The 21,254-nt window shown below is 47.0% G+C and carries 14 protein-coding genes; 3 read left to right on the top strand and 11 right to left on the bottom strand.

Features of this window, described 5'->3' with window-relative positions:
- Positions 1 to 117: 117 nt before the first annotated feature.
- The 4 genes from AYR61_RS08615 to AYR61_RS08600 are packed head-to-tail and all read right to left on the bottom strand — an operon-like array spanning position 118 to position 4,206.
- The gene (locus AYR61_RS08615; protein WP_191982236.1) at positions 118 to 885 is read right to left on the bottom strand and encodes a hypothetical protein; all 768 of its coding nucleotides are present in this window, start codon (positions 883 to 885) and stop codon (positions 118 to 120) included.
- Positions 886 to 896: 11 nt separating this feature from the next.
- Positions 897 to 1,586, bottom strand: a complete 690-nt coding sequence (locus AYR61_RS08610) for a hypothetical protein (RefSeq protein WP_156770471.1) — start codon at positions 1,584 to 1,586, stop codon at positions 897 to 899.
- Positions 1,576 to 3,069, bottom strand: coding sequence for a glycan biosynthesis hexose transferase WsfD (gene wsfD / locus AYR61_RS08605; RefSeq protein WP_056987424.1), 1,494 nt, complete (start codon positions 3,067 to 3,069; stop codon positions 1,576 to 1,578). The genes AYR61_RS08610 and wsfD overlap by 11 nt, the downstream gene beginning before the upstream one ends.
- 15 nt (positions 3,070 to 3,084) lie before the next feature.
- Positions 3,085 to 4,206, bottom strand: a complete 1,122-nt coding sequence (locus AYR61_RS08600; RefSeq protein ID WP_056987425.1) for a hypothetical protein — start codon at positions 4,204 to 4,206, stop codon at positions 3,085 to 3,087.
- Between the two features lie 529 nt (positions 4,207 to 4,735).
- Here AYR61_RS08600 and AYR61_RS08595 point away from each other — a divergent pair.
- On the top strand, positions 4,736 to 6,850 hold the full coding sequence (locus AYR61_RS08595; RefSeq protein ID WP_065902627.1) for a HelD family protein: 2,115 nt from the start codon (positions 4,736 to 4,738) through the stop codon (positions 6,848 to 6,850).
- Between the two features lie 275 nt (positions 6,851 to 7,125).
- On the opposite strand, the gene AYR61_RS08590 is transcribed toward AYR61_RS08595, so the two are convergent.
- Positions 7,126 to 7,557: a MarR family winged helix-turn-helix transcriptional regulator gene (locus AYR61_RS08590; RefSeq protein WP_054708718.1), complete on the bottom strand. Its 432-nt coding sequence runs from the start codon at positions 7,555 to 7,557 to the stop codon at positions 7,126 to 7,128.
- 249 nt (positions 7,558 to 7,806) lie between these two features.
- A complete protein-coding gene (locus AYR61_RS08585; RefSeq protein ID WP_056987427.1) occupies positions 7,807 to 8,373 on the bottom strand; it encodes a TetR/AcrR family transcriptional regulator in 567 nt (188 codons plus the stop codon).
- Between the two features lie 263 nt (positions 8,374 to 8,636).
- Here AYR61_RS08585 and AYR61_RS08580 point away from each other — a divergent pair, with 263 nt between their 5' ends.
- Entirely contained in the window at positions 8,637 to 9,869 is a 1,233-nt protein-coding gene (locus AYR61_RS08580) for an MFS transporter (protein ID WP_065902625.1), read from the top strand.
- A gap of 123 nt (positions 9,870 to 9,992) precedes the next feature.
- Here AYR61_RS08580 and AYR61_RS08575 read toward each other — a convergent pair whose 3' ends face one another.
- The 5 genes from AYR61_RS08575 to helD all read right to left on the bottom strand — a co-directional run bounded on the left by AYR61_RS08575 (position 9,993) and on the right by helD (position 19,188).
- Positions 9,993 to 11,555, bottom strand: coding sequence for a hypothetical protein (locus tag AYR61_RS08575; RefSeq protein ID WP_054708717.1), 1,563 nt, complete (start codon positions 11,553 to 11,555; stop codon positions 9,993 to 9,995).
- Positions 11,556 to 11,694: 139 nt separating this feature from the next.
- On the bottom strand, positions 11,695 to 13,209 hold the full coding sequence (locus tag AYR61_RS08570) for a hypothetical protein (RefSeq protein WP_054708715.1): 1,515 nt from the start codon (positions 13,207 to 13,209) through the stop codon (positions 11,695 to 11,697).
- A gap of 303 nt (positions 13,210 to 13,512) precedes the next feature.
- Entirely contained in the window at positions 13,513 to 15,063 is a 1,551-nt protein-coding gene (gene guaA, locus AYR61_RS08565; protein ID WP_156770470.1) for a glutamine-hydrolyzing GMP synthase, read from the bottom strand.
- 116 nt (positions 15,064 to 15,179) lie between these two features.
- The gene (gene coaA, locus AYR61_RS08560; RefSeq protein ID WP_054708709.1) at positions 15,180 to 16,103 is read right to left on the bottom strand and encodes a type I pantothenate kinase; all 924 of its coding nucleotides are present in this window, start codon (positions 16,101 to 16,103) and stop codon (positions 15,180 to 15,182) included.
- A gap of 784 nt (positions 16,104 to 16,887) precedes the next feature.
- Positions 16,888 to 19,188, bottom strand: a complete 2,301-nt coding sequence (helD, locus tag AYR61_RS08555) for an RNA polymerase recycling motor HelD (RefSeq protein ID WP_054708704.1) — start codon at positions 19,186 to 19,188, stop codon at positions 16,888 to 16,890.
- Between the two features lie 162 nt (positions 19,189 to 19,350).
- Here helD and AYR61_RS08550 point away from each other — a divergent pair, with 162 nt between their 5' ends.
- The gene (locus tag AYR61_RS08550) at positions 19,351 to 21,207 is read left to right on the top strand and encodes a cation:proton antiporter family protein (protein ID WP_056987429.1); all 1,857 of its coding nucleotides are present in this window, start codon (positions 19,351 to 19,353) and stop codon (positions 21,205 to 21,207) included.
- Positions 21,208 to 21,254: the final 47 nt, after the last annotated feature.

Genomic DNA, 21,254 nt, shown 5'->3' with positions numbered 1-21,254 from the left:
TATCAAGAATTGCCACCTTAGTCCTCCTTCGTTAACGCCTAAATCGACGCCAGTAAATGCGTCTGCCAACAATGATAAATCCAATCAGTGCAATCAAAACAACCGCAAAGAAGATGTTTAAAAGCACCCTTGCACTTTAAAAAAACGTTTAAATAGCGGTTGTGTCGCCACCGGTTTGGGTGTTTTGTACGGTGACGCCACGTTATGAGTCACCCGTTGTCGATGACCATTCAAATAATAATGCCCGTTCTTGTAAGCTAACGCTGTGGTGCCAACATGAATGGTGCCCTGAAACCCATTCGTCTGTAGATCAGCCCAGTGAAAATGGGTTTGGGTGACCTGTTGTTCAATTATCCTGACTCGTTTTCTTGAATCAGGTGTGTTTATCGTTAAGGCCGTTGCTAGCGGGAGGTTAGTCAACGGTTGGTGGGCAACTGAATGGAATGGCATGGCCATGTATGTTGTCTTAGCAACCGCCGCGTTATTATCCTGTTTCAAATAGGTTGGCGCTTTGTTAGGCAACAATACCCAACTCGACGCCTTCGAAAGGGCATTTTTTCTTAAAACAATATCCTGATTCCAATACCCTGCGCTGCTAATGCCAACCGGAAAGACGGCCTGGTTTGCCAGATCCACTAACTCTCCGGTCATGAGTTGGTTCAACTTGTTCCCACTGGCAGCGGAGGCCCCGCCAATCTTCGGTGTCTGTAGAAAAATGACACCACCATTTAATTCTACTTGCCGCAACCGCTTTGTATACTGCCGATATGCAGCGAGTTCAGCATTTTCAGCGACTGAAACAGCACTCACTGCGAACCGAATATGGTGTCGGTTAAGGTAGCGGCTAAGCCGAACGAGCCGTGATAAGTCACTGTATGGGGTCACCTTCGTGATTGTCAGCAGCGGGTGATGCGACGCTGATTGGCTGAACAAATCAGCTCTAATAGGCGCTGGGCAGTAATCAGGCCATCCCCACTGGTGACCAAAAACGGGAGGTACCCATTTTGGTTTGACGTTACACCATACGCATGACCATTTTCAGTGCCAGATTGCGTCACGAGATGGCCGTACTGGTGTACATGACTTGGCAAATGTGTGAGCAGTGTAATTGTCTTTAAAAAAGGTAAGCTAGTACTGTCACCAGTGGTTTTCAGTGTAAGTTGCTGTTGATATCGGATAACCCGTTTAGCCCCCATCGCTGTCGCTTCTTGTTGTGTTAGATCACCGCCAATGTGCAGTTTTATTCCATGATAGGCCTGACGATCAGCTAAAAAGTGTTTGTTCGTGATGCCCACTGCTGGCCAATTTATAACCGTAATGACACCGCTATAATGGCCTTGGGACAACATTCCTTGTTGATAATCACTTTGTGCGACTGTTTTAACGTGCAGGTCAAGTGACGTCAAACTGCGTTGCAGCACGTCGATTCTTTTAGCGCCGCCGTCACCTGTATTTTGCGCATCATACACGATCAAAACACGCTGGGAGCTTGCATGGGTTAACGATTCCGGCATCAAATTAAGGCCACAGAGAATGGCACCCGCCAAAATAATCATAATATGAATCAGCCCATGTCTACGCATCATCAGTAGTCTCCTCGCTGTCATTCGCCAGCCACAACCGTTTATTCAAAACATCCGAAACAAAGAGAATAAAGGTCAGGTTGTAGCAGACAGGCACCATAAATAAATGCTTCGCTAGGTCCGCGTCCCCGTCACCAATAATGGAAATAATCGGTACAAACACACAAACAGTCATCAGTCCCGTAACAAGAAAGAAGCGGATCAAACCACCAGTGCGCTTGGCTCTATAATCCAACCATGCTGAAACACTGTAGATTGCTATAAACGCGACTGCCAACAAGCAATCAAACGCGTACCTGCCTGGAAAGTAGTTTGACATGAACCTGCTATATCCAGTAAAAAAAGTCGACTGGGCACCGGCTTTTTTGCCGGACCCACGGGCAAAGTCACCGACAGCACTGACCCTTGTTTGCATAACGTCTTTTGCGGCAAGGTCCATTAATTGTGCAAATTGTTTCGGATTCTCCGCATAATAGCGAATCAACCACCCGGTGCCGTACTTGTTCAACAACTGTTTTTGAATATTGGGATCACTAGGCTTAACCGCCGTAAACGTTTTGGGGTAATAATTCTCATTACGCATCAGCGCATAGGCTTCATTTAACCCTTGTTTCTCAAGTTTTCGGCTGGGATCACTTGTTTCAATCAGCGCGCCATGAGTGAGTGCCTGATATTGATTGACGGTACTGAATTCTGAATTGATCAGCTTATAGGTCAGGCCACCAGCCCCAAGGATAAGCACCAGACTCGCGATAATCGCCAGTCGGTGAGCACTCAGCGTTGGCAAGAACAACAGGCCAGCACCTGCCACGATAAAACTGAGTGCTAAGGGGGCATTTTGCTGTTTGTTCGTAATCAAAAAGACAGTGCTGACCACAAAGAGGACGATCATTGGCCAGTCATGCCGATAACACTTGTGGACGATGGCCATTAACGCGGCAAAGAGGTACATGGCAGCAATCAGCATCCCTGGCTCGGCAAAGAAAGAATTAAAGTAGAGCGTCATCGTCCCATCCGCAAACATTAGGACAACAAGGGCAGCAATGATGTAACTGCTTATATTGCGGTGGGGATGCACAAGCGCCTTCGTTAACAAATAGATTGCCCCGAGGAAAAAGCCTTCGTACACTGCCGCAAGGAACCGAATATCAAAGATGTGGCGACTATAGAACAGTTCGTTTAACAAAACCGCCAGCTTTACCACCAATGTTTGCGATGAAAAAACCGCAACGTTGTTTTCATTAAAGTACTGCATCAACCCGAATTTTTGAATAACAAAACTCAGATACTGACTGTGCTGAGAGGGTAGGCGATAAATACCATTGCTCAGCATTGCCCGGTAAAAATCTCCGTTATCCGCCAGGCCGTGAATGGGCGTCAAAAAGAGTAATGGAATCGTGACAACAGCTGCAAATAAGCAGGCAAATAGGGCCGGCGATAGCCATTGACTTAACCGAACTGCCTGTCGTTGAATCCCTGTTTTCATGTTGTCACCCCCTCTTTAATAAGTCGTTGCCACCACTGCCGTTAGGTTATTGAATGAATACGTTTGATTAGTCGTCGCATCGCCTAACGCGCCATAAATTGGCGAGCGTCTTGTCACCACTTGAGAGGCCCAGACCGCCCGCATCGCTGTTTGGTACATCTCGCGGTCATGCACCGTTGCAAAAATCAAGGCTGCTAACGCATAGTTGGCGGCAGCCTGATCCTTGTTCACAACAATGCCATCGATCGTGTAGCTGTTATAGAGTTTATGCGCCCGGACTTGCTGGACCAGCCAATCCAGAGACTGTTGCCGCAGCTTGCCCACCTCAGCCAAATGTAACAGGACTTCTAACGCCTCTGATGTATTCAGATGCTGACTACTATACTCACCGCTTTGCCAGTCGTAGCTTGCCGCGTACAGTGGAAAAGCATTCCCCAAATAACCGGCTTGAACAAGCTCAAGTTGTTTTTGATAATAGTGGCGCTGCGTTTTGGAAACCGACTCAAAATAGCGCAGTGTCAACAGATCATAATAAGCTAGCGAACTGGTTGTGCTTGCTTGGTGGGCGTGAACGTCGTAGAAATCGACCAATCGTCCCTTTGCTAAATTGTGTTTTTTCAACAAAGCAAACCGAGTCGCAGCTTTTTTGGCATACGCCTGGCTATGTGTTTGAGCGGCATAGATTTCTAAGGCACGAATCACGCGCAGATCATCCAGTGTGGCGTTAACGGTTGCACGTTTTTTTGTTGCCGGATCGTAGCGATAGCTCAACTGATCACCCTGGTCAAACGTGGTCAGGGTCTGCTTGTAACTACGTCGAAATGCACTAGATTGTTTTGTTTGTGCCAAATAGGTTAGCCAGAGGCCAGATGACTCCACTAGCATTTCATGCCCAGTTGCCTGCGATCGTTGGTTCGCCGAGGTCAAATAATTCGTGTAGAGCCCCTTTGAAGTCAGCAACTGTTTCTGGACAAACGTTGTTAATTCACGCTGCTCCACATCATGACGATGGTAGTGCGTTTGGGCAATGAAACTCGCGTTAGACTGTGTCGGGACCTTTACTGTAACCCGGCGTGTGCAGCCAACCAGTAACACCGCGCCAAGCATGAAACCTATTAGCCACGACCATCTTTTCATCTACATATACCACCTTTTTGTTGGTTAATGATTAATTTTAGTATATCGAACCGCTTCAAAGAAGACCATCATCCGTTTCTAAAACTCATACAAGTATTAGGCTATCCTCAATTTCGCCTCATTTTTAGGACACACGAAAAGGTATTACTTCACAGTCGTTCAATAAACGACGCTAGTGTAATACCGTTATGCCCATCTTTTTGTCTCTCCTGAAGCATTTGGTGCTTCCCCGCCAATAGTGTACCACTGGTCGTTCGTTTATGTTAGCACGGGTACCAAAAGTTGGTCTCCCCCGCTGATTTGTGTCACCCCTAGTTGCCAAAATCTGGCAAGTCGCGAAATGACCAGTCTAGCTTGGACACATTAAGCTACCCATCCACCGAAACTGATCAGGATTTCAATTTGATATTTCAATCCGATGTTGTAATTAAAACAATTGTATTGACAACAGAACGAATCAAGATAAAATGAACTTCCATGGCAAATTTTGTCACGGCATATTTCTTGTTAAGAAAATGGGGGTTATTAAATGGCATCAATCTTTGCATCCGAACAAGCACACCTTACCAAGGTCTATCACCAATTAGAAGACATGCGTGACACCCTTAACGCTCAATTAACTGCGAACAAAACACAGGGTTTTGCGACCAAGGAGCAGCTGGATCAGGAACTGACCCTCAACTTTGATACGGACATCAAAACAATGGAAACCTATGCTGATATTGAAGCCATTAACCGTGAAATCGATATCGTTAACCATAACCACGATATTAGTACCGGCCAACTATCAAAGGTTACAACACTGTTGACGCAACCTTATTTTGCAAAGGTCGACTTGAAATTCAGCGCCGATGAGCAGCCAGAATCCTACTATATCGGGACTGTTGGCGTTGATGACGATGCTGGCGAACCGCTCGTTTTAGACTGGCGATCCCCCATTGCAGCGACATATTACCAGCAGGATAACGGCCCAACTAGCTACGAAGCGAATGGCCAAATCATTCAGACAGTGTTGACCGGACGTCGGCAGTTTGACATTGATCATGACAACCTACGCGCCTATTTTGACACCACCATTACCATTGAAGATCCGCTTTTACGCGACGCCCTATCCGCCCATAATAATGCCACCATGACGGCAATTACCGCCACAATTCAAAAGACACAAAACGCCATTGTGAGAGCACCAAATGATCCCGTCATGCTGGTTAACGGGATCGCCGGCAGTGGCAAAACTTCCGTGATGCTCCAGCGGGTTGCTTACCTGCTCTACCAACACCGCGAAACGTTATCACCAGAAGACATTTACTTCTTCACCCCTAGTCTGACTTTTCAGCACTATATTAGTGCGGTCCTGCCGAACTTAGGCGAAACAAATCCGATTAGTCTGACATGGGATCAATTTATTGAAGATATCCCTGATTTGCCAAGCACATTAGCTAAATCGGAAACAACGTCGCGAAATCAACTTGATCAGCTCATCGCCAACCTGGATCAAGTCACATTAACGCCGAGCGATGTTTCGCCGGTAACACTACTAGGAAATACTGCGCTTAACACCGCTGATATTCTCGCCATTGATCAGCAGTTCAACCACCTACCAATGGGGCAGCAGCGATTAAAGGCTGTTCAGGATGTCATTGCGCTGCGGTGCCAAGACTTTCTCAGAACGTTAGCAACTGATAAACAAACTCAGGACACCGTTTTATCGTTATCCCCTACCCAACAAGAACACTATTTTGGTCACCACGTTGATCCACAGACCGATGATCAAGTTCATCAGTTAACGCTTCAGTACCTGCAACAACGGGCGTCTACAAAAAGTCAAAACGCGAAAGCCTATCAATGGCTAAATTTCGAAGCCCTAGGTAAACGCTTATTACACATCAACCATTTAACTGTTGCGGCCTGGCTCCTGCTCAAGATATTTCTGACGGGGTATGGCAATCAGCGCGCAAAACTCGTTTTAATTGACGAAGTTCAGGACTACTCAGAGGTACAGCTGATGGTATTGCGCCACTTCTTTTCCAAGGCGCGTTTTATCATGCTTGGCGATGAGAACCAAGCCATCACATCAGATAAGGCCAACTTTGACGCACTGCGCTCGATTTTCAACACGCCGCAACACCCCGTTGTCACATATGACCTGACGACCAGTTACCGATCAACCGCTGAAATAACCGCGCTGTTTAGCCAACTTGCTGATAACGCAGCCGTCATTCAGCCCACCTCTGTTCAAGATAACGGAACAGCTCCGGCAATTACCGTCACTCAGAACAGTCAGGATACAATGACGCAACTGCAAAATCAGCTGACCAGTTTTACCGCCCTGCCAGGCTTGACTGCAGTCATAACAAACACTGCACAAACTGCAACGGCTCTCGCAGCAAGCCTACAAGCGTTCTCACCGACCCTGATAACATCCGACAAACCACTTCCAACAACCGGTCTCGTTGTGTTGCCGCTGGACCTGGCTAAGGGGCTGGAGTTTGGCAACGTGATTTTGCCAGATGCCACCACTGCTGAGTATCCGGCAACGTCATTGGCACGGCACCGTCTGTACACCGCCATTTCACGGGCTACGCACCATGTGGCACTGATTGCGCAGGATACGTTGACACCGCTGCTTGGGATGCAAGGGTAATTGTTGTTTTGGGCTTGAGCGATAAAAAGCGTTCAGCTTAACTCCTTTTTGGGTTTGGCTGAACGCTTTTTAAATGAGGGTCCTTTTGAAGACTTGTTTTGGGTTCTCTTTTTCTACTTCTTTGAGTTTGTCTTTCTTGGCTACCTTGCCGAAACGAGTTCCGCAAGGCACGGGGCTAACGTGTAACGGACTCTGACCAAAAAGTCAGGCCCAGACTTTTCGGTCAGAGTCCGTTACACACCGCCCCTAAACCGCCTTGCTCCACTCTCTACTCTCTACAACGCATCCAACCTATCCCTAATCCGATCCAAGTTTTTAGTCAATCCCGCCAACTCTTTTTCCGGAACTGCATCGACCACCTGGGCCTCCAATTCCTCAAAGACTTGGTTGATGGACGTAATTAACTCTTCACCCTTTGGTTCAAGGTAGAGTTGCTTCTGTCGTTCATTATCATCCGGAATTTTACGGCTGATGTAGCCTTGCCGTTCCAGTGATTTCAACATGTTCGTGACCGTCGCATTCTGCCGGTTCAAAAACTGCGCAACGTCTTTTTGAATCGTTCCTGGATGCTCGCTCACATACTTTAAAAGCCGTGCCTGCTGGTTATTTAACCCTAGGTTACGAAGCCGGCCGTGGACCACTTCGGTCTCGCGGGCCACTAAATTATGCAATCGGTCTGCAATATTATAGTTATCAGTACTTTTCACGTTTTTCCCGCCTTTTCTGTTCTTTACATTGTCTAAGTATACCCATCTATTAATTAAGAATCAAACTCTTTACAGAAAACATTATTGCAATAAGAACAATTGTATTAACAAGCTTAATCTTCGCCGATTCTTTTAAGAACACTAGTAAGATAGCAGTGCCCAATTTAAAGTCTGCGTTAATCACGACCGACACAAAAAAAACACATTGTCAATAACCGCCTATGCGATTAAAACCAATGTGTTCTTTTATTATGCAGTTAAATTCGAAATCACCTGCGACAGTGCAGCATCAAAGCTCTCCTGTGCTGGCACCTTTGACAATTGAAAAAGCCCCCAAAGTTCGTTTTGCACGTAACCGAAGACCAACGCCCGAAACAGCCGCGCTTCGTTTAACATCTGCGTTTGACTGGACGTGAACGGTTCGATTAACCGTTCTAAGAGTGAAATCAGTTCATGAAGGTGTTCAAAGGCCACTTCTTGATGACTATAATCGATCCCGCCAAAGGCAAGGCGGGTCATTTCAGGCTGTGCCAGCAACAGTTGATGCAGCTGCTCGCAAAATAAAGTCAGTGCCCGTTCACCAGAAACGCCCACCAACTGTTTTTCAATCTTTCCTGTGACCTCATCCAAATAGTCAACAATCAAGGCAACCTTTAGCTGCTCCTTATCAGGAAAATAGGCGTACATCGCTTGAGGCCGCACGCCAAGCGCTTCTGCCACCTGACTAAACCGTAAGCTTTCTGCCCCTGATTCATTCACGATCTGCTTAGCGGCCGCCGTTATTTTTTGAATTGATAAATTTCTTTTTTGTACCATCGTCTCACTCGCTTGCTTTTTTTATCTAACACGCCTATTATTACTCTTTGTAAATTAAATTTACAATGGTTAATTTAAGAAAAGGCTTTCATGGCATCAGTTGCTTGAATAGAAGCCCAAAAACGGCAAGGTCGTTTTTCAATTCTATGAGTAGTAACTGCGTCTTTGTGTGTCTTTTCATTCACCTGACTAAGTTTCTTAAAAACCGTGGCCCGTTTTGACCACACTGCATCAAAATAAGATAAGGGAGATCTTTAAGCATCATGGATGAAGCGCATCGTGAAAAATCCCCTTGGAAACGTAATCTATACGTTCTTTGGGGCTGTACATTTATTGCTGGCATCGCCTTTAGTGAAATTATGCCGTTCATGTCACTGTATGTCAGTGAACTGGGCAACTTTACTAAAGCACAGGTGTCCTTTTATAGTGGGGTCGTTTACGCGGCGACCTTCTTAGTCACCGCCATTGTCTCACCAATGTGGGGCGCCCTTGCCGACCGCAAAGGCCGTAAAGTGATGCTGATCCGGGCATCGTTTGGAATGGCTGTTGCAATGTGTCTTATGGGGTTAGTCAGTAACGTCTTGGAATTGATGGCGTTGCGGGCACTTCAGGGGCTCTTCTCTGGCTTTATTTCAAACGCCCAGGCCCTCATTGCCTCACAAACCCCGCGTAACCACAGCGGGAAAGCTCTGGGCACACTGGTCACCGGGTCAACCTCAGGTATGCTGATGGGGCCGATTATTGGCGGTGCCCTGGCTGAAATTTTCTCAATTCGGATGACGTTCTTTATTACCTCAGGATTACTTGCCGTTGCCGGTAGCCTGTCCGCAACGCTGGTGAAGGAATACTTTGTTCCGGTCACTAAGGAAAAGCAGGCCAAGCAGCATGGCATCAGCGGATTACTCGGCCAATTCCAGAACCCGCGTTTAATCATCGTGTTGCTCCTATCGACCATGTTTGTCCAACTGGGAAATACCTCCATTGCGCCAATTATTAGTCTGTATGTGAAACAACTGATGCATAATAATGGCCCGATTGCGTTTGTGGCCGGGATCATCGCAGCCCTACCCGGAATCTCCAACATTCTAGCTGCGCCAAGACTGGGTGAATATGGTGACTCAAATGGGTCAAGCAAAGTGCTGATGGGTGGTTATCTGTTTGCAATGATCATGTATCTACCTCAAGGGTTCGTGACGAGCATTTGGATTCTCGGTGCCCTGCGATTCCTGATTGGGATCTCTGACGGTGCATTGTTCCCAACCATTCAAACGTTGCTGACCAAAAACTCACCAGCAACAGCGACCTCCGCAATCTTTTCGTGGAACCAATCCTTCCAAGCATTGGGTAACATGTTTGGGTCCCTCTTGGGTGGCACACTGGCCGGTCTGTTCGGCTACAACACCGTGTTTATCTCAACGGCTTGTCTGCTGATGGTTAACTTCCTGATGTTGTGGTTCACGGAGCCTAGTTTACGGTTTAGATTAAAGCGTGCCTAACGCACGAGAACGGTTCAGCACAGCTGCTAAACGCTAACTCAAAAAAGGCCCCAGGCTAAGATCTTATTCAAGATTTAGTCTGGGGCTTTTTTATTGTTGAAGTCGGCAGTTAGTCACGCCGCTTCAATCTTTTTTATTCTTCAATCGTTTCCGCGCCTCATCCATCGAAACCACATTGGACTTAGCTTGTGACTTCGGCGTCAGTGGCGCTGCATCAAATACGGCACGAATTTCTTCTCCAACAGGGCGCGTCAATTTGCCTTCAGTCATCAAATGATCAACCAGCCGTTTCAAGGTCTCCCGCAACAGTTCGAAGCTTTCAGGTTGCTCAGCGGCATCATATCCCGAAAACACAACGTGAGCAGACTGCGCATCCCAATGCAATATTGTTTCCAAAAACTGGGCATACATCACGTCACCAAAGAAAACAATGAAGTCCACAAAATCAGCTTCGTTTAGTTCGGCATGCAGATCCTGGTTAGCAGGTAAGCTCCACATCGTCCAGGCATATCTGGCTAGATCATCGTGATTCCTTGTGGCGACTGCCTTTGTCCAGTGATGCTTACCGACTGGATCAGGATGTGGCATGTTCACGTAATCATCCTCAGGTTGATAAACGAGATTGCGCTCATAATCCATGAATTGACTTCCTGCACGCGCTGCTTGTTGATTTTCAATCCAGGTCGCAATGAAAGTCTCTGCGGCTTCGCGATTCTCACGGCTGATACCAGCTGCTGCCATGTCTAGCCACATCTTTTTAGTTTCGCTGTACTTGTCACGATCTTGGCCTGCTTCAATCATATCTGCTTCTACACCCTTGATGGTTTTGATTGTCTTGTCGGCCTGAACAGCCCGAATGTAGCCTGCTCGCTTGGCAAAAGTAAAGAACGCTGTTAACGTCGGCACGATCGTACTGTACTGGTCAGGTTGAATAATAACTTGATGCACAAAGTGATCAGTCAACACCATTTTAATGACCGGAACACCCCAATTTTTGGGTGATGAATGAAATTCATCATAAGCATCAAACGTCATTTCCGTCACGTACAGAATGGCATCCTCTTGGGTGATTGAATCCGGTAACGCTTGCCACTCCGGCGAAGTGAAAAATTCAGTCAGCCAATCCGACACGTAATGATTAATATCTTTCGCGCGGTATTCTTGCCACTCTGTGTGATTACCAATTCCCCTTTTTTTATATTTAACATCCATTGTGTATTCGGTATCATACTCTGGTGCTGAAAAACCGACAAGGTCAACGTTGCCACCATCGTCAACATAGCTACCTTCGCCAACACCGTATGTCGACTCAATGTCTATGAACGCAGTTGCCATATCTGAGTGGTTTAGACCCGTCGCAATCTTATTCACGATAAAGACAACAAAATCATTCAGCGGCACATATAGATCCCGGTAGTAACCCTGCAGATCAGTCTCTGAAATGTTGGACAAATTTGATTTAAACGCAATGAAAACACCTTCCATCGCGGACTTAATATCCGTCACCTGCCATTTTTGAGGGTCGGTCCCGGCATTTTGAAGGAGTGTTAAAGTAAACGTTCCTAAAATCGCGTTTAGTTCACCCTCTGGAAACAATTCAGCAATTTGCTTTGCATTCTCCGTTTTGTCATAGTCTGCGCGATAGGCGGCGTAGATTTTTTCTGGATCAGTGTCCTTTTTAGCCATGCTTGTCTCCTTTAACTGTAGTCATAATTCCCTCTAGTTTACCATGATTCCAGCCATTCAACTAGAATCAGCGACGCGATTGCGTCAAGTCAAAAAGAGACTGGCCTCTATCAAGGCCCAGTCCCTTTTGTGACAGTTATTAATGGCGCTTCTTATTCTTCTTTTTCTTGCCAAGTAGTTTCTTAGCTTGCTTCATCGACACAACTTTACCATATTGCAAGTCTTCGCGTTCGGCATCTATCACCGCTTGAATGCCCTCGGCGTTGGCTTTGTTTAGCTTCCTTTCAGCAGTCAAATAAGGTATCAATGCAGTCAAACTAGCAATCAGCAGCTGGTAGATCTGCTGCGAGGTTTCCTGCTTTCGCGTTGCTAACACAACACGCAGTTGAGTCGCGTCCCACCGCTTTGGTGTGGCCAGTGTTTTAGCGTACACCTCATCCGCAAACAACACAATGTTATTCACGAAGGTTGCTTCACTCATTTGATGATGCAGACGCTGTTGTGCGGGCTGACTCCACAAGTACCAAGCATTCCGCGTCATGTCATCATGAATGCGCGTGGCGACGGATTTTGTCCACTTGTGGCCTTCTAATTCAGTCGGATGAGCCATTGTCAGATAGTCATCCTTTGGCTGGCTAACGAGTGACTTATCGTAAGGCTGACCCTTTGAAGCACGTTCGGCCTGCGTATTTTCATTTGTCCGCACCATAAATGCGTTGACCGCATTTTGATCTTTCATATCGATCTTTTCATCCTGCATTGCCAAAATCATTTTCTTGGACTCTGAGTAAGTGCTAGGATCCTCAGCGCGGGCCATCATCGTTGGGTTCGTTTTTTGAATTTCTTGAATGTTAACATCCGCTGCGTCTGCATCAATCAGACCGTGCGATTTCATAAACCCAACAAACGTCATCAGTGCCGGCGCAACATCCTTGTACTTGTCAGCGGTCATGCCGACATTGCTGACGAAGTAGGATGCCATGACCATTTGAATGGCTTCAGGCGTCCAGTCCTTAGGTACCTGGTGATACTTGGTATACACCTGTTCAACTAAAATATGGATGTACCAGTCTGCATCTTCAAATGGAATGGCATCGTCCAGCATCCGCCATTCGTCACTTTCCTTGAAGTCAGCCAACCAGTTCGCAAGCTCACTCTTGATGTTGGCGAGGGTGCGCTTCTGTGTGTTATCCAATGGTTTTGTGTACGGCGGCTTGTCATCGGCGTCTGGATTGCTATAGTATTCAGGGTAATAAGCAGCGCCAATTTTAAAGTCGTCTTCTACTTGGACCAGCATGGCATCAAAGTCGTTACCCAATTTTTCGTTGTCAACCTCATCGAAGACAAAAATCGCACTGCCTTCTAGCGGTTCCAGAACATCCTGAAATTCGCGGGTGATTTCAGCTTTGTTCTTATCGCTGAACTGATCACTGATATCCGAAAATTCGAGTTCCATAGCCATCTGGTAATTTTCAACACGCCACTTCTTCGGATCAGTACCGCCAAGTGTCAGAAGTCCAGTCATAAAGTTTTCGAAGATCGTTTTAAGTTCATCTTCGTCGTACATCGAAATAAAATCAAGATACATGTCACTTGTTTGATACTTTTTCCAATAGTTGTTGATCTGGGTTGCATATTCCGATACTCTTTCCATTCGTTGTCCACTCCACTTTTTTAATTTAATACAGGTTTCAACTCTCTAATCGCTCTCCAGCGGTAATTTTACCCTTTAATTATAGCAAACAATAGTTTAACTATAATGTCCATGTGAACATGGTTCAATGGACTGGTGCTTAAAATTACCCAGTTATGAGACTCATTCACTGATAATAATTAAAAATCCGTTATTTCCTCAGTTGTCACACATTATGAGTAAAAAGCGGAGAAAAAACCGCCGCAATTCATCATTGCGGCGGTTCAAAGTTATTTTATTTTACCGAGCACTCGTAACAGAAAATTATTCCCACTCAATGGTCGAAGGTGGCTTGCTCGTGACGTCATACACGATACGGTTAACATGATCGCATTCGTTTACGATGCGTGTTGAAATGTGACTCAGCACATCCCACGGAATGTGTGCGAAGTCCGCAGTCATCCCGTCAATTGAAGTCACAGCACGGATACCAACGGTGTAGTCGTATGTCCGACCATCACCCATGACACCCACTGACCGAATTCCTGGTAACACCGTGAAGTATTGCCAAATATCACGGTCTAAGCCAGCTTTTTTAATTTCGTCACGTAAGATAAAGTCACTCTCACGCACGATTTCAAGTTTTTCTTCAGTAATTTCACCAATTACCCGAATCCCTAACCCAGGACCAGGGAATGGCTGACGCCAAACGAGTTCAGAAGGCATGCCGAGTTTTTCACCCAGTTCACGTGCTTCATCCTTAAAGAGCGACCGCAACGGTTCGATCAATTGGAATTGCATGTCGTCTGGCAATCCACCAACGTTATGGTGAGACTTAATGGTTTGCGCCGTGTCAGTCCCACTTTCGATCACGTCGGTGTAGAGGGTTCCCTGTGCTAAGAAGTCAATCCCATCAAGCTTGGTGGCTTCATCGTTAAAGACCTGGATAAACTCGTTACCAATGATCTTCCGCTTCTTTTCAGGGTCGCTGACACCAGCCAGCTTGGATAAGAACCGCTCATGCGCATCGACCTGGATAATGTTGAGGCCGAACTTGCCCTTGAGGCTATCCATCACTTGTTCAACTTCGCCCTTCCGCAACAAACCGTGATCAACAAAGATACTGGTCAGTTGGTTACCGATGGCTTTATGAAGCAGCACCCCAACAACTGAGGAATCTACCCCACCAGAAAGGCCCAAGAGAACCTTCCTGTCGCCAACAGTTTCGCGAATATGCTGAATCTGCAGGTCAATGAAATCATCCATTGACCAGTTTGCTTCAGCTTGACAAACATCAAACGCAAAGTGCTTTAAGATCTCATTGCCGTAATCCGTGTTCCGTACTTCGGCATGGAATTGAATCCCGTAGAAGTTACGCGCCGTATCTTGCATGGCAGAAATGGGACATTCAGGACTGGTTGCAACGCTGGTAAAGCCTTCTGGGACTTCGGTAACGAGGTCACCATGGCTCATCCAAACGTTTTGTTCCTTCGGCGTGCCGGCGAACAATTTTGCGTCATCACTTGTCACCGTAATTGCTGCGCGGCCATACTGACCATTATCGGTGTCGACTTTTCCGTTCAGCGTGTAAGCCATCAGCTGCATCCCGTAACAGATACCCAAGATAGGAATCCCTAGCTTGAAGATCTCTGGGTCAACGCGCAGTGCGTCTTTGGCGTAAACACTATTCGGCCCGCCGGAGAAAATAATTCCCTTTGGGTTGATAGCCTTTACTTCGTCAGCTGTAATCGTGTGCGCCATCAGTTCTGAGTAGATCCCCAGATCACGAATTCGACGCGTAATGAGTTGGTTGTACTGGCTACCAAAGTCCAGCACAATAATCTTATCAAAGGACGATAAATCCACCTTTGCCAAACGATTCACCCCTTAGTTGTTTGTCTTCTTCTTAAATCATATGACCCTATCATACCCGAAAGCCCTAAAGCCGGTCAATCAAAATTAATACATTTTAATTATTCGGGTTTTACTTGCTAATATTTCCGTAATAGAATCTGGTCGATAATGTGGTGATCCCCCTTATGAATAATGAGGTCTGCCCGGTTGCGAGTGGGCAAAATATACTCGTTTAGGTTGGGCAGATCAATGCTTGCCCAAGTTTGTTTAGCAGCTGCGATGGCATCATCATGATCCCCGGTAGCGTATTCATAGTAGTAGTTATCAGGATCCTTCAATGCAAGTTTCAATAAGGCATCAAAACGTTCCAAGAACCATTTCTCAATTAGTTCGGGTTTTGCGTCCACATAGATGGAAAAGTCCGTAAAATCAGAAACGTAGACCTGTTCGGTGCTTGGCAGCTGCAGGGTGTTGATCCCCTCAACGATTAAAATATCCGGCTGGGTAATGTGTTGCACCTGGTCAGGGATAATATCGTAGACCTTATGTGAATAAACGGGCACCGTAATGTCCTTGACGCCAGCTTTCACCTCGTTTAGAAAAGCAATCAGCGACTTCATGTCGTAGGATTCTGGGAAGCCTTTACGGTCAAGGATGCCACGTCGTTTCAAGTCATCCGTCGCATATAAAAACCCATCCGTAGTGACCAGTTCGACCCGCTGCGTTGGGAAAAAGTGGTTCATTAACACTTCCAGCAGCCGGGCCGTCGTACTCTTCCCCACCGCGACACTACCGGCGATGCCAATGATAAACGGCACGTGCCGGGGCGTTTTATGCAGAAAGTCAGACTTCACATCCTGCCACCGGTCAAAATCCTGAATCTTTAACGACAGCAGGTGAATCAAGGGAATGTAAACGTCCTGGACATCTTGGAGTGAAATTCGGTCATTGAACGCCTGAATCTGTTTCAAGCTTGCCTGTGTCAACGGCACGGACGCTGCCTGGTAAAAATCGCGCCACTCGGGCTTTTCAAATACATCGTAGTTAATCAAATCAGTCATTTGCCTGTCTGCCTCACATTATCAGTCGAATTACAATTGTTACCATTATACATTAAGCGCTACCATCCGCGTAGGATTAGTTCACAAATGGGCCATAATTTTACATGATTTGTCCAATAAGTCCGGTGCGTTACGTCCGGTGCGTTCGTCCGGTGCGTTCGTCCGCTTCGTTGCGCCGTTCGGCCCTGCAGGCTGAGGTGGGATCGCTTCGGAGCTATTGAATTTCTTGGCAGAAATTCAAGGATCTCAACGTCTCCCGTATTAGTAACCGACCAAAGTACGGTCGCTAACTAATACCGACACCACAGCCTGCAATGCCGAACGGCTCCACTACGCTACAATACTGGCATAGGCAACATAGATGGTAAATCTTCAAAGGTGGTGTCATGAAACCGGTTAATCATTCGTTACTAGTAACTAGTGCATTGTGAGAAGCATTGCTGTCACTGGGCTTACCGCAGTCGAGGACGGATTCTCTTCGAACTCGGTTTAACGCTAATGTGATGCTTAACTAGTGGTAAAGAGTAAGCTCATCGTTAGTGGAATGGAGCAATTCGGCAGGTTATCGTGGTGTCGACATCAGTTAGCGACCGTTTCTTAGTCGGTTACTGATGTGCGAGACGACTGAGATCCACTCGAGAGCTGCGCAGCAGAAATCGAGTTAGCTCAGTCGCGAGCCACTACGACGGCCTGCCGAATTGCGGAATGCAACGGACCTTATCACCAACCATACAAAAAGCACCAAGTCACGCATCTCAACGATTCGCACTTGGCACAACTACCATTATGACTCACTTAGTTCATATTCATCCGTTGGCACCGTCTCAAACAACCGCGACAACTTGCCGCCAGCAATCACCGTCAGCCGGTGCATTGCCCGTGAACAAATCGTATACAACAGTTGCCGGTCGTCTTCCTCAAAGTAATTACGATCAGAAGCGTCCCAGACGATTACAGCGTCAAACTCGAGCCCCTTGGCTAAGAAGGATGGCACAATGATCACACCTGAGGCTAATCGTTGGTTTTCTGATTGAATCAGGGTAGCGCGAACACCAGCTTCCTGCAACTGAGAAGACAACGCACGACATTGTTTCAACGTTTTGCCAATGATGGCCGTTGTTTCATGGTCATCATTGTTTTGTTGAATTTGCTTGATCGTAGCAGCTAACGCAGCGTGATCATCCGAAGCCACGAGAACTGTTGGGATTTGACCATCCCGGTCAAAGGCAGTCACAGCTTCCCCGTTCACTAAAATGTGTCGGGTAAAGTCGGTGATCTGCTGGGTTGACCGATACGACTGTGTCAATTGCACAACCCGTGTCTTTTCAGGATCGAACATGGTACTCAATTCACTGAGTAACGTGTGCGAGTTTTCCTTGGTAAAAATGGCCTGGTTTAAATCGCCAAGCAACGTGAACCGCGCCCGAGGGAAACTAAATTTCAGAAATGCCAACTGGAACGGCGTGTAGTCCTGTACTTCATCAATGAAGACGTACCGAATGTCGCGTTCGCCCTTTTTCCCAGTCATTTTATCAAACAAGTATAGGTAGGCTGACACATTGCTCAACGTCATCTTGCCGGCTTTGATCCGGTCAATTGCCCGGTTGACACTTGCCTTCCAATCATCCTTACTGATGCCCGCTTTTTCGAGGTCGATGATCTGCGGTAAACTGCGCAGCATGTGGATAAATTGGGCATTGATGCTTAAGAACCGGTTCCGAACAATAGCTTGACGAATCGGCTGGAACGCCTGCATGACGATCTTACGTGCCAAGAATTGAAACTCCTTATCAGCGGAATCGAATTCGCGCGGCTGGTCACCAAATAACTTGTCCATTTCTTCTTTGCTCAAGTCCTGAACAGTCTCTTCGACCCACTTGGTCCGCATTTCCGAACTGATTCGCCGGTTCAGCATCTTGATCAACTGTTCGCGCGTCCCGTCTAAGCGGTTACCCAGCCGATAATTTTCATTGAAACTATAGTAGATCTCATGAATCTTTTCCTTGGTAAAAAACGGCTTGCCTTTAAAATTAATATTTCTAAAGATCATGTTCTCTTTTTCAAGGTGGTTGGCATAGGCGGTAACAGCATCAAAGAATGACAGGCCACCCTTCAGCGTATCGATTCGTTTTTCGGCATCGGAATAGTCCTCGCTAAACCGTTCGGACAGCGTTTCAACAGCCATCTTTGGGATCCGTCGACCAGCATACTGGTAGTACGTCATTTGAACCATATTGTGCTCGCCTAATTCAGGCAGCACCTGATCAATATAGTCGTTAAAGAGTTGGTTAGGCGAGAATAGCACCACCTGACCAGAAGTTAATTTACCGCGATACCGGTACAGCAGATAGGCCACCCGCTGTAACACCGCGGCCGTTTTCCCGGAACCAGCCGCGCCCTGCACGAATAACAGGTCCGACTTGGTATCCCGGATAATTTGGTTTTGTTCCTTTTGAATGGTGGTCACAATGGACTTCATCTTGGTGTCCGACTTTTCGCTCAGCGCATCCAACAACATTTGGTCGCCAACCGCTTCTTCAGTATCAAACACGGTCTTAATGCTGCCATCTTCGATCTGGAACTGTCGTTTGAGCTTCACGTCTACCGTCTGCTCACCATCGGGGGTCAAATAAGTCACGTTCCCCAGGCCGCCATCGTAGTAAACACTAGAAATCGGGGCCCGCCAATCGTATACTAGAAAACGATCCGGTTCGTCTGAAAACGATGCGAGACCGATGTAGATTGTCTCCGTTTTGGGCTCACCAGCCTCGTGGAAATCGATTCGCGCGAAGTACGGCGTTTTTTCCAACTTCTTTAACGTGGCCAACTCATTCGTCGCATGCTGCCAGCTATTTTGCCGTTCACCTAACAGTTGTTGCTGCTGGCGAACGGACAAAGCCGTTTCCATCATTCCGGCGTACGAATCTGTCTTGAGTCGCAGGTCATTTTGGAAGTTATCGCGAATGCCCTTTTCATCGGTTTCAGCTTGATCGATCGACGTTTGTGCCTTGGTTTGGGCCACCTTGATCTTTGATACAACATCATCAAGATGGGCTTGTTCTTGTTGCTTAATTGTCGCAGCCATAATGACCCCTCCATCCATAAATTTCGATAATCAATTTTACCACTTATCCGTAGGCGTGTGTTGTAATTAGACTATTTTTAAACAAGCGCGTTCAACACTGTCGTCTTTAGCGATGATAACCTATTTAGCGGCGTTCCTTAGACCGCAATTGTGAGGTGCTTCATGAACCAAATTTCCCTAGTCATTATTTTGTTAGCCGCGCTCATTATTCCGCTCGTGATGGCGCGATTCAGGCTGACCCTATTACCCACGGCCGTCATTGAGATCATTGTCGGGGTCATCCTGGGTCCCAGTCTGTTTAATCTGATTCACACCAGCGAAACGTTGACGTTGTTAAAAAACGTCGGGGTGATCGTCCTGTTATTCTTGAGCGGTCTGGAGATCGACTTTTCCCTCTTCAGCCGGAAACAAACGGACCTGTCCCCTTTGCAGCAAAAGCAGGCCGTGTCAGCGCCGCGCTACTCCGCCGTAACCCTGGCTTTCCTGAGTTATGCCAGTATCGCGGTCATGTCCATCCTGCTGGGTTTTATTTTTCAACTAACGGGCTTGTTCAGCGATATGTGGCTGGCGGCCATTATTTTCATGACGATCTCGCTGGGCATCGTCATCGCCGCGCTGAAGGAAAAAGAATTACTCAGCAAACCCTTTGGCCAAACGGTATTGCTCATCTCGGCCCTCGGGGAGGTCGTCCCAATGTTGGGGCTGACCTTTTACGCCTCAATTTACAGTCCCCACTCGAAATCACTGTGGCTGTTACTGCTGATTCTGCTCGTCGCTGCCCTGCTATTCTGGCGGTTCAAAGCGTTCTTCAAGTTCTTTGATAAAATCAACAAGTCCACCACGCAACTGGATGTCCGCTTGGCCTTCTTCTTGATCGTCGCTCTTGTTACGGTGGCGGAATCGGTTGGGGCAGAAGGCGTCTTGGGTGCTTTCCTCGCCGGGATCGTATTGAAACTGCTGGAGCCGCACGAAGAGACTAAGGTGCGGTTAGATTCCATCGGCTACGGCTTTTTTATCCCGATCTTCTTTATCATGAGCGGTGTCGGGCTGAATCTGAAAACCCTGCTCCAAAGCCGGGAAACACTGATATTGATTCCGGCCTTTCTTGTCGCCTATTTACTTGCCAAGGCACTGGTATACCCGATTCTGCGACTGCGGTTTAAGAAAGCTAACGCGTTTGCCGGTACCGCCATGACCAGTACCACACTGACAGTCGTTTTGGCGACGTTGCAAGTTGCTCAACACCTCAACAAGTTGACGAGCCAACAGTCCGGTGCCTTCCTGCTGGCCGCCATTTTGACCTGTGTCATCGGCCCGCTGCTCTTTAACCGGCGTTACTCAGATGAGGAAGAGGACCTCAAAAAGACTGAAGTCCACTTCATTGGGACCAACGTGTTGACCGTGCCCGTTGCGCAACAGTTGGCGAAGGGCTGGTTCCAAGTGCAAATGTACACCGACCGGCAGACCAACTATAGTGCGTTTAACAGTGAGACCAACGTGATCCTGCTGGAGAATCTCAACGCCAACGATCTCGTTGATCAAGGGGTTTTTGACACCGACATCATCATTTTGGGACAGAGTAACTCAAAAGAAAACTACCGGCTCGCTAAGGCCGCCAAACAATATGGTGTCCCACGGGTCATTGCTCGGTTTGAGGACGCCAATATTTTGGACGACCGGCGTGAGACCTTAATCAAGATGGGCGTAGAGGTCTACAACACCCAAGACGTTAACATCAGTATGCTGCGGGCGTTGATTCAAAGTCCATCTACCATCGAACTGTTGAGTTCCACCGAAGCCGCCGTTTACGAAGTCGGTCTGCGTAACCGGAAATATGTGGACATTCAGGTGCGCAACCTGCCCTTCATTGACGACATCACGATCACACAAATTTATCGTGAAAAACGCTTCATTCGGCCCAGCGGTGATACCCCGTTAAAGCTCAATGATCACATTTTATTTACCAGTAATAAACAGGACGCGCCAAGAATTCGGCGTGAACTTGGCAAACTGAACTAGATAGATATGCTACACTTAACCTAAGATTTGATTACAAGACGCACTAA

The organism is Secundilactobacillus paracollinoides, assembly GCF_001702155.1.
GTDB classification, from domain to species: Bacteria; Bacillota; Bacilli; order Lactobacillales; family Lactobacillaceae; genus Secundilactobacillus; species Secundilactobacillus paracollinoides.
This window is presented reverse-complemented; position numbering and strand designations above follow the sequence as displayed.

Coding starts and splice junctions, on each gene's coding strand:
- AYR61_RS08610 (WP_156770471.1), bottom strand. CDS start 1,586: ATGATGCGTAGACATGGGCTGATTCATATTATGATTATTTTGGCGGGT.
- wsfD (WP_056987424.1), bottom strand. CDS start 3,069: ATGAAAACAGGGATTCAACGACAGGCAGTTCGGTTAAGTCAATGGCTA.
- AYR61_RS08600 (WP_056987425.1), bottom strand. CDS start 4,206: ATGAAAAGATGGTCGTGGCTAATAGGTTTCATGCTTGGCGCGGTGTTA.
- AYR61_RS08595 (WP_065902627.1), top strand. CDS start 4,736: ATGGCATCAATCTTTGCATCCGAACAAGCACACCTTACCAAGGTCTAT.
- AYR61_RS08585 (WP_056987427.1), bottom strand. CDS start 8,373: ATGGTACAAAAAAGAAATTTATCAATTCAAAAAATAACGGCGGCCGCT.
- AYR61_RS08580 (WP_065902625.1), top strand. CDS start 8,637: ATGGATGAAGCGCATCGTGAAAAATCCCCTTGGAAACGTAATCTATAC.
- AYR61_RS08575 (WP_054708717.1), bottom strand. CDS start 11,555: ATGGCTAAAAAGGACACTGATCCAGAAAAAATCTACGCCGCCTATCGC.
- AYR61_RS08570 (WP_054708715.1), bottom strand. CDS start 13,209: ATGGAAAGAGTATCGGAATATGCAACCCAGATCAACAACTATTGGAAA.
- coaA (WP_054708709.1), bottom strand. CDS start 16,103: ATGACTGATTTGATTAACTACGATGTATTTGAAAAGCCCGAGTGGCGC.
- helD (WP_054708704.1), bottom strand. CDS start 19,188: ATGGCTGCGACAATTAAGCAACAAGAACAAGCCCATCTTGATGATGTT.
- AYR61_RS08550 (WP_056987429.1), top strand. CDS start 19,351: ATGAACCAAATTTCCCTAGTCATTATTTTGTTAGCCGCGCTCATTATT.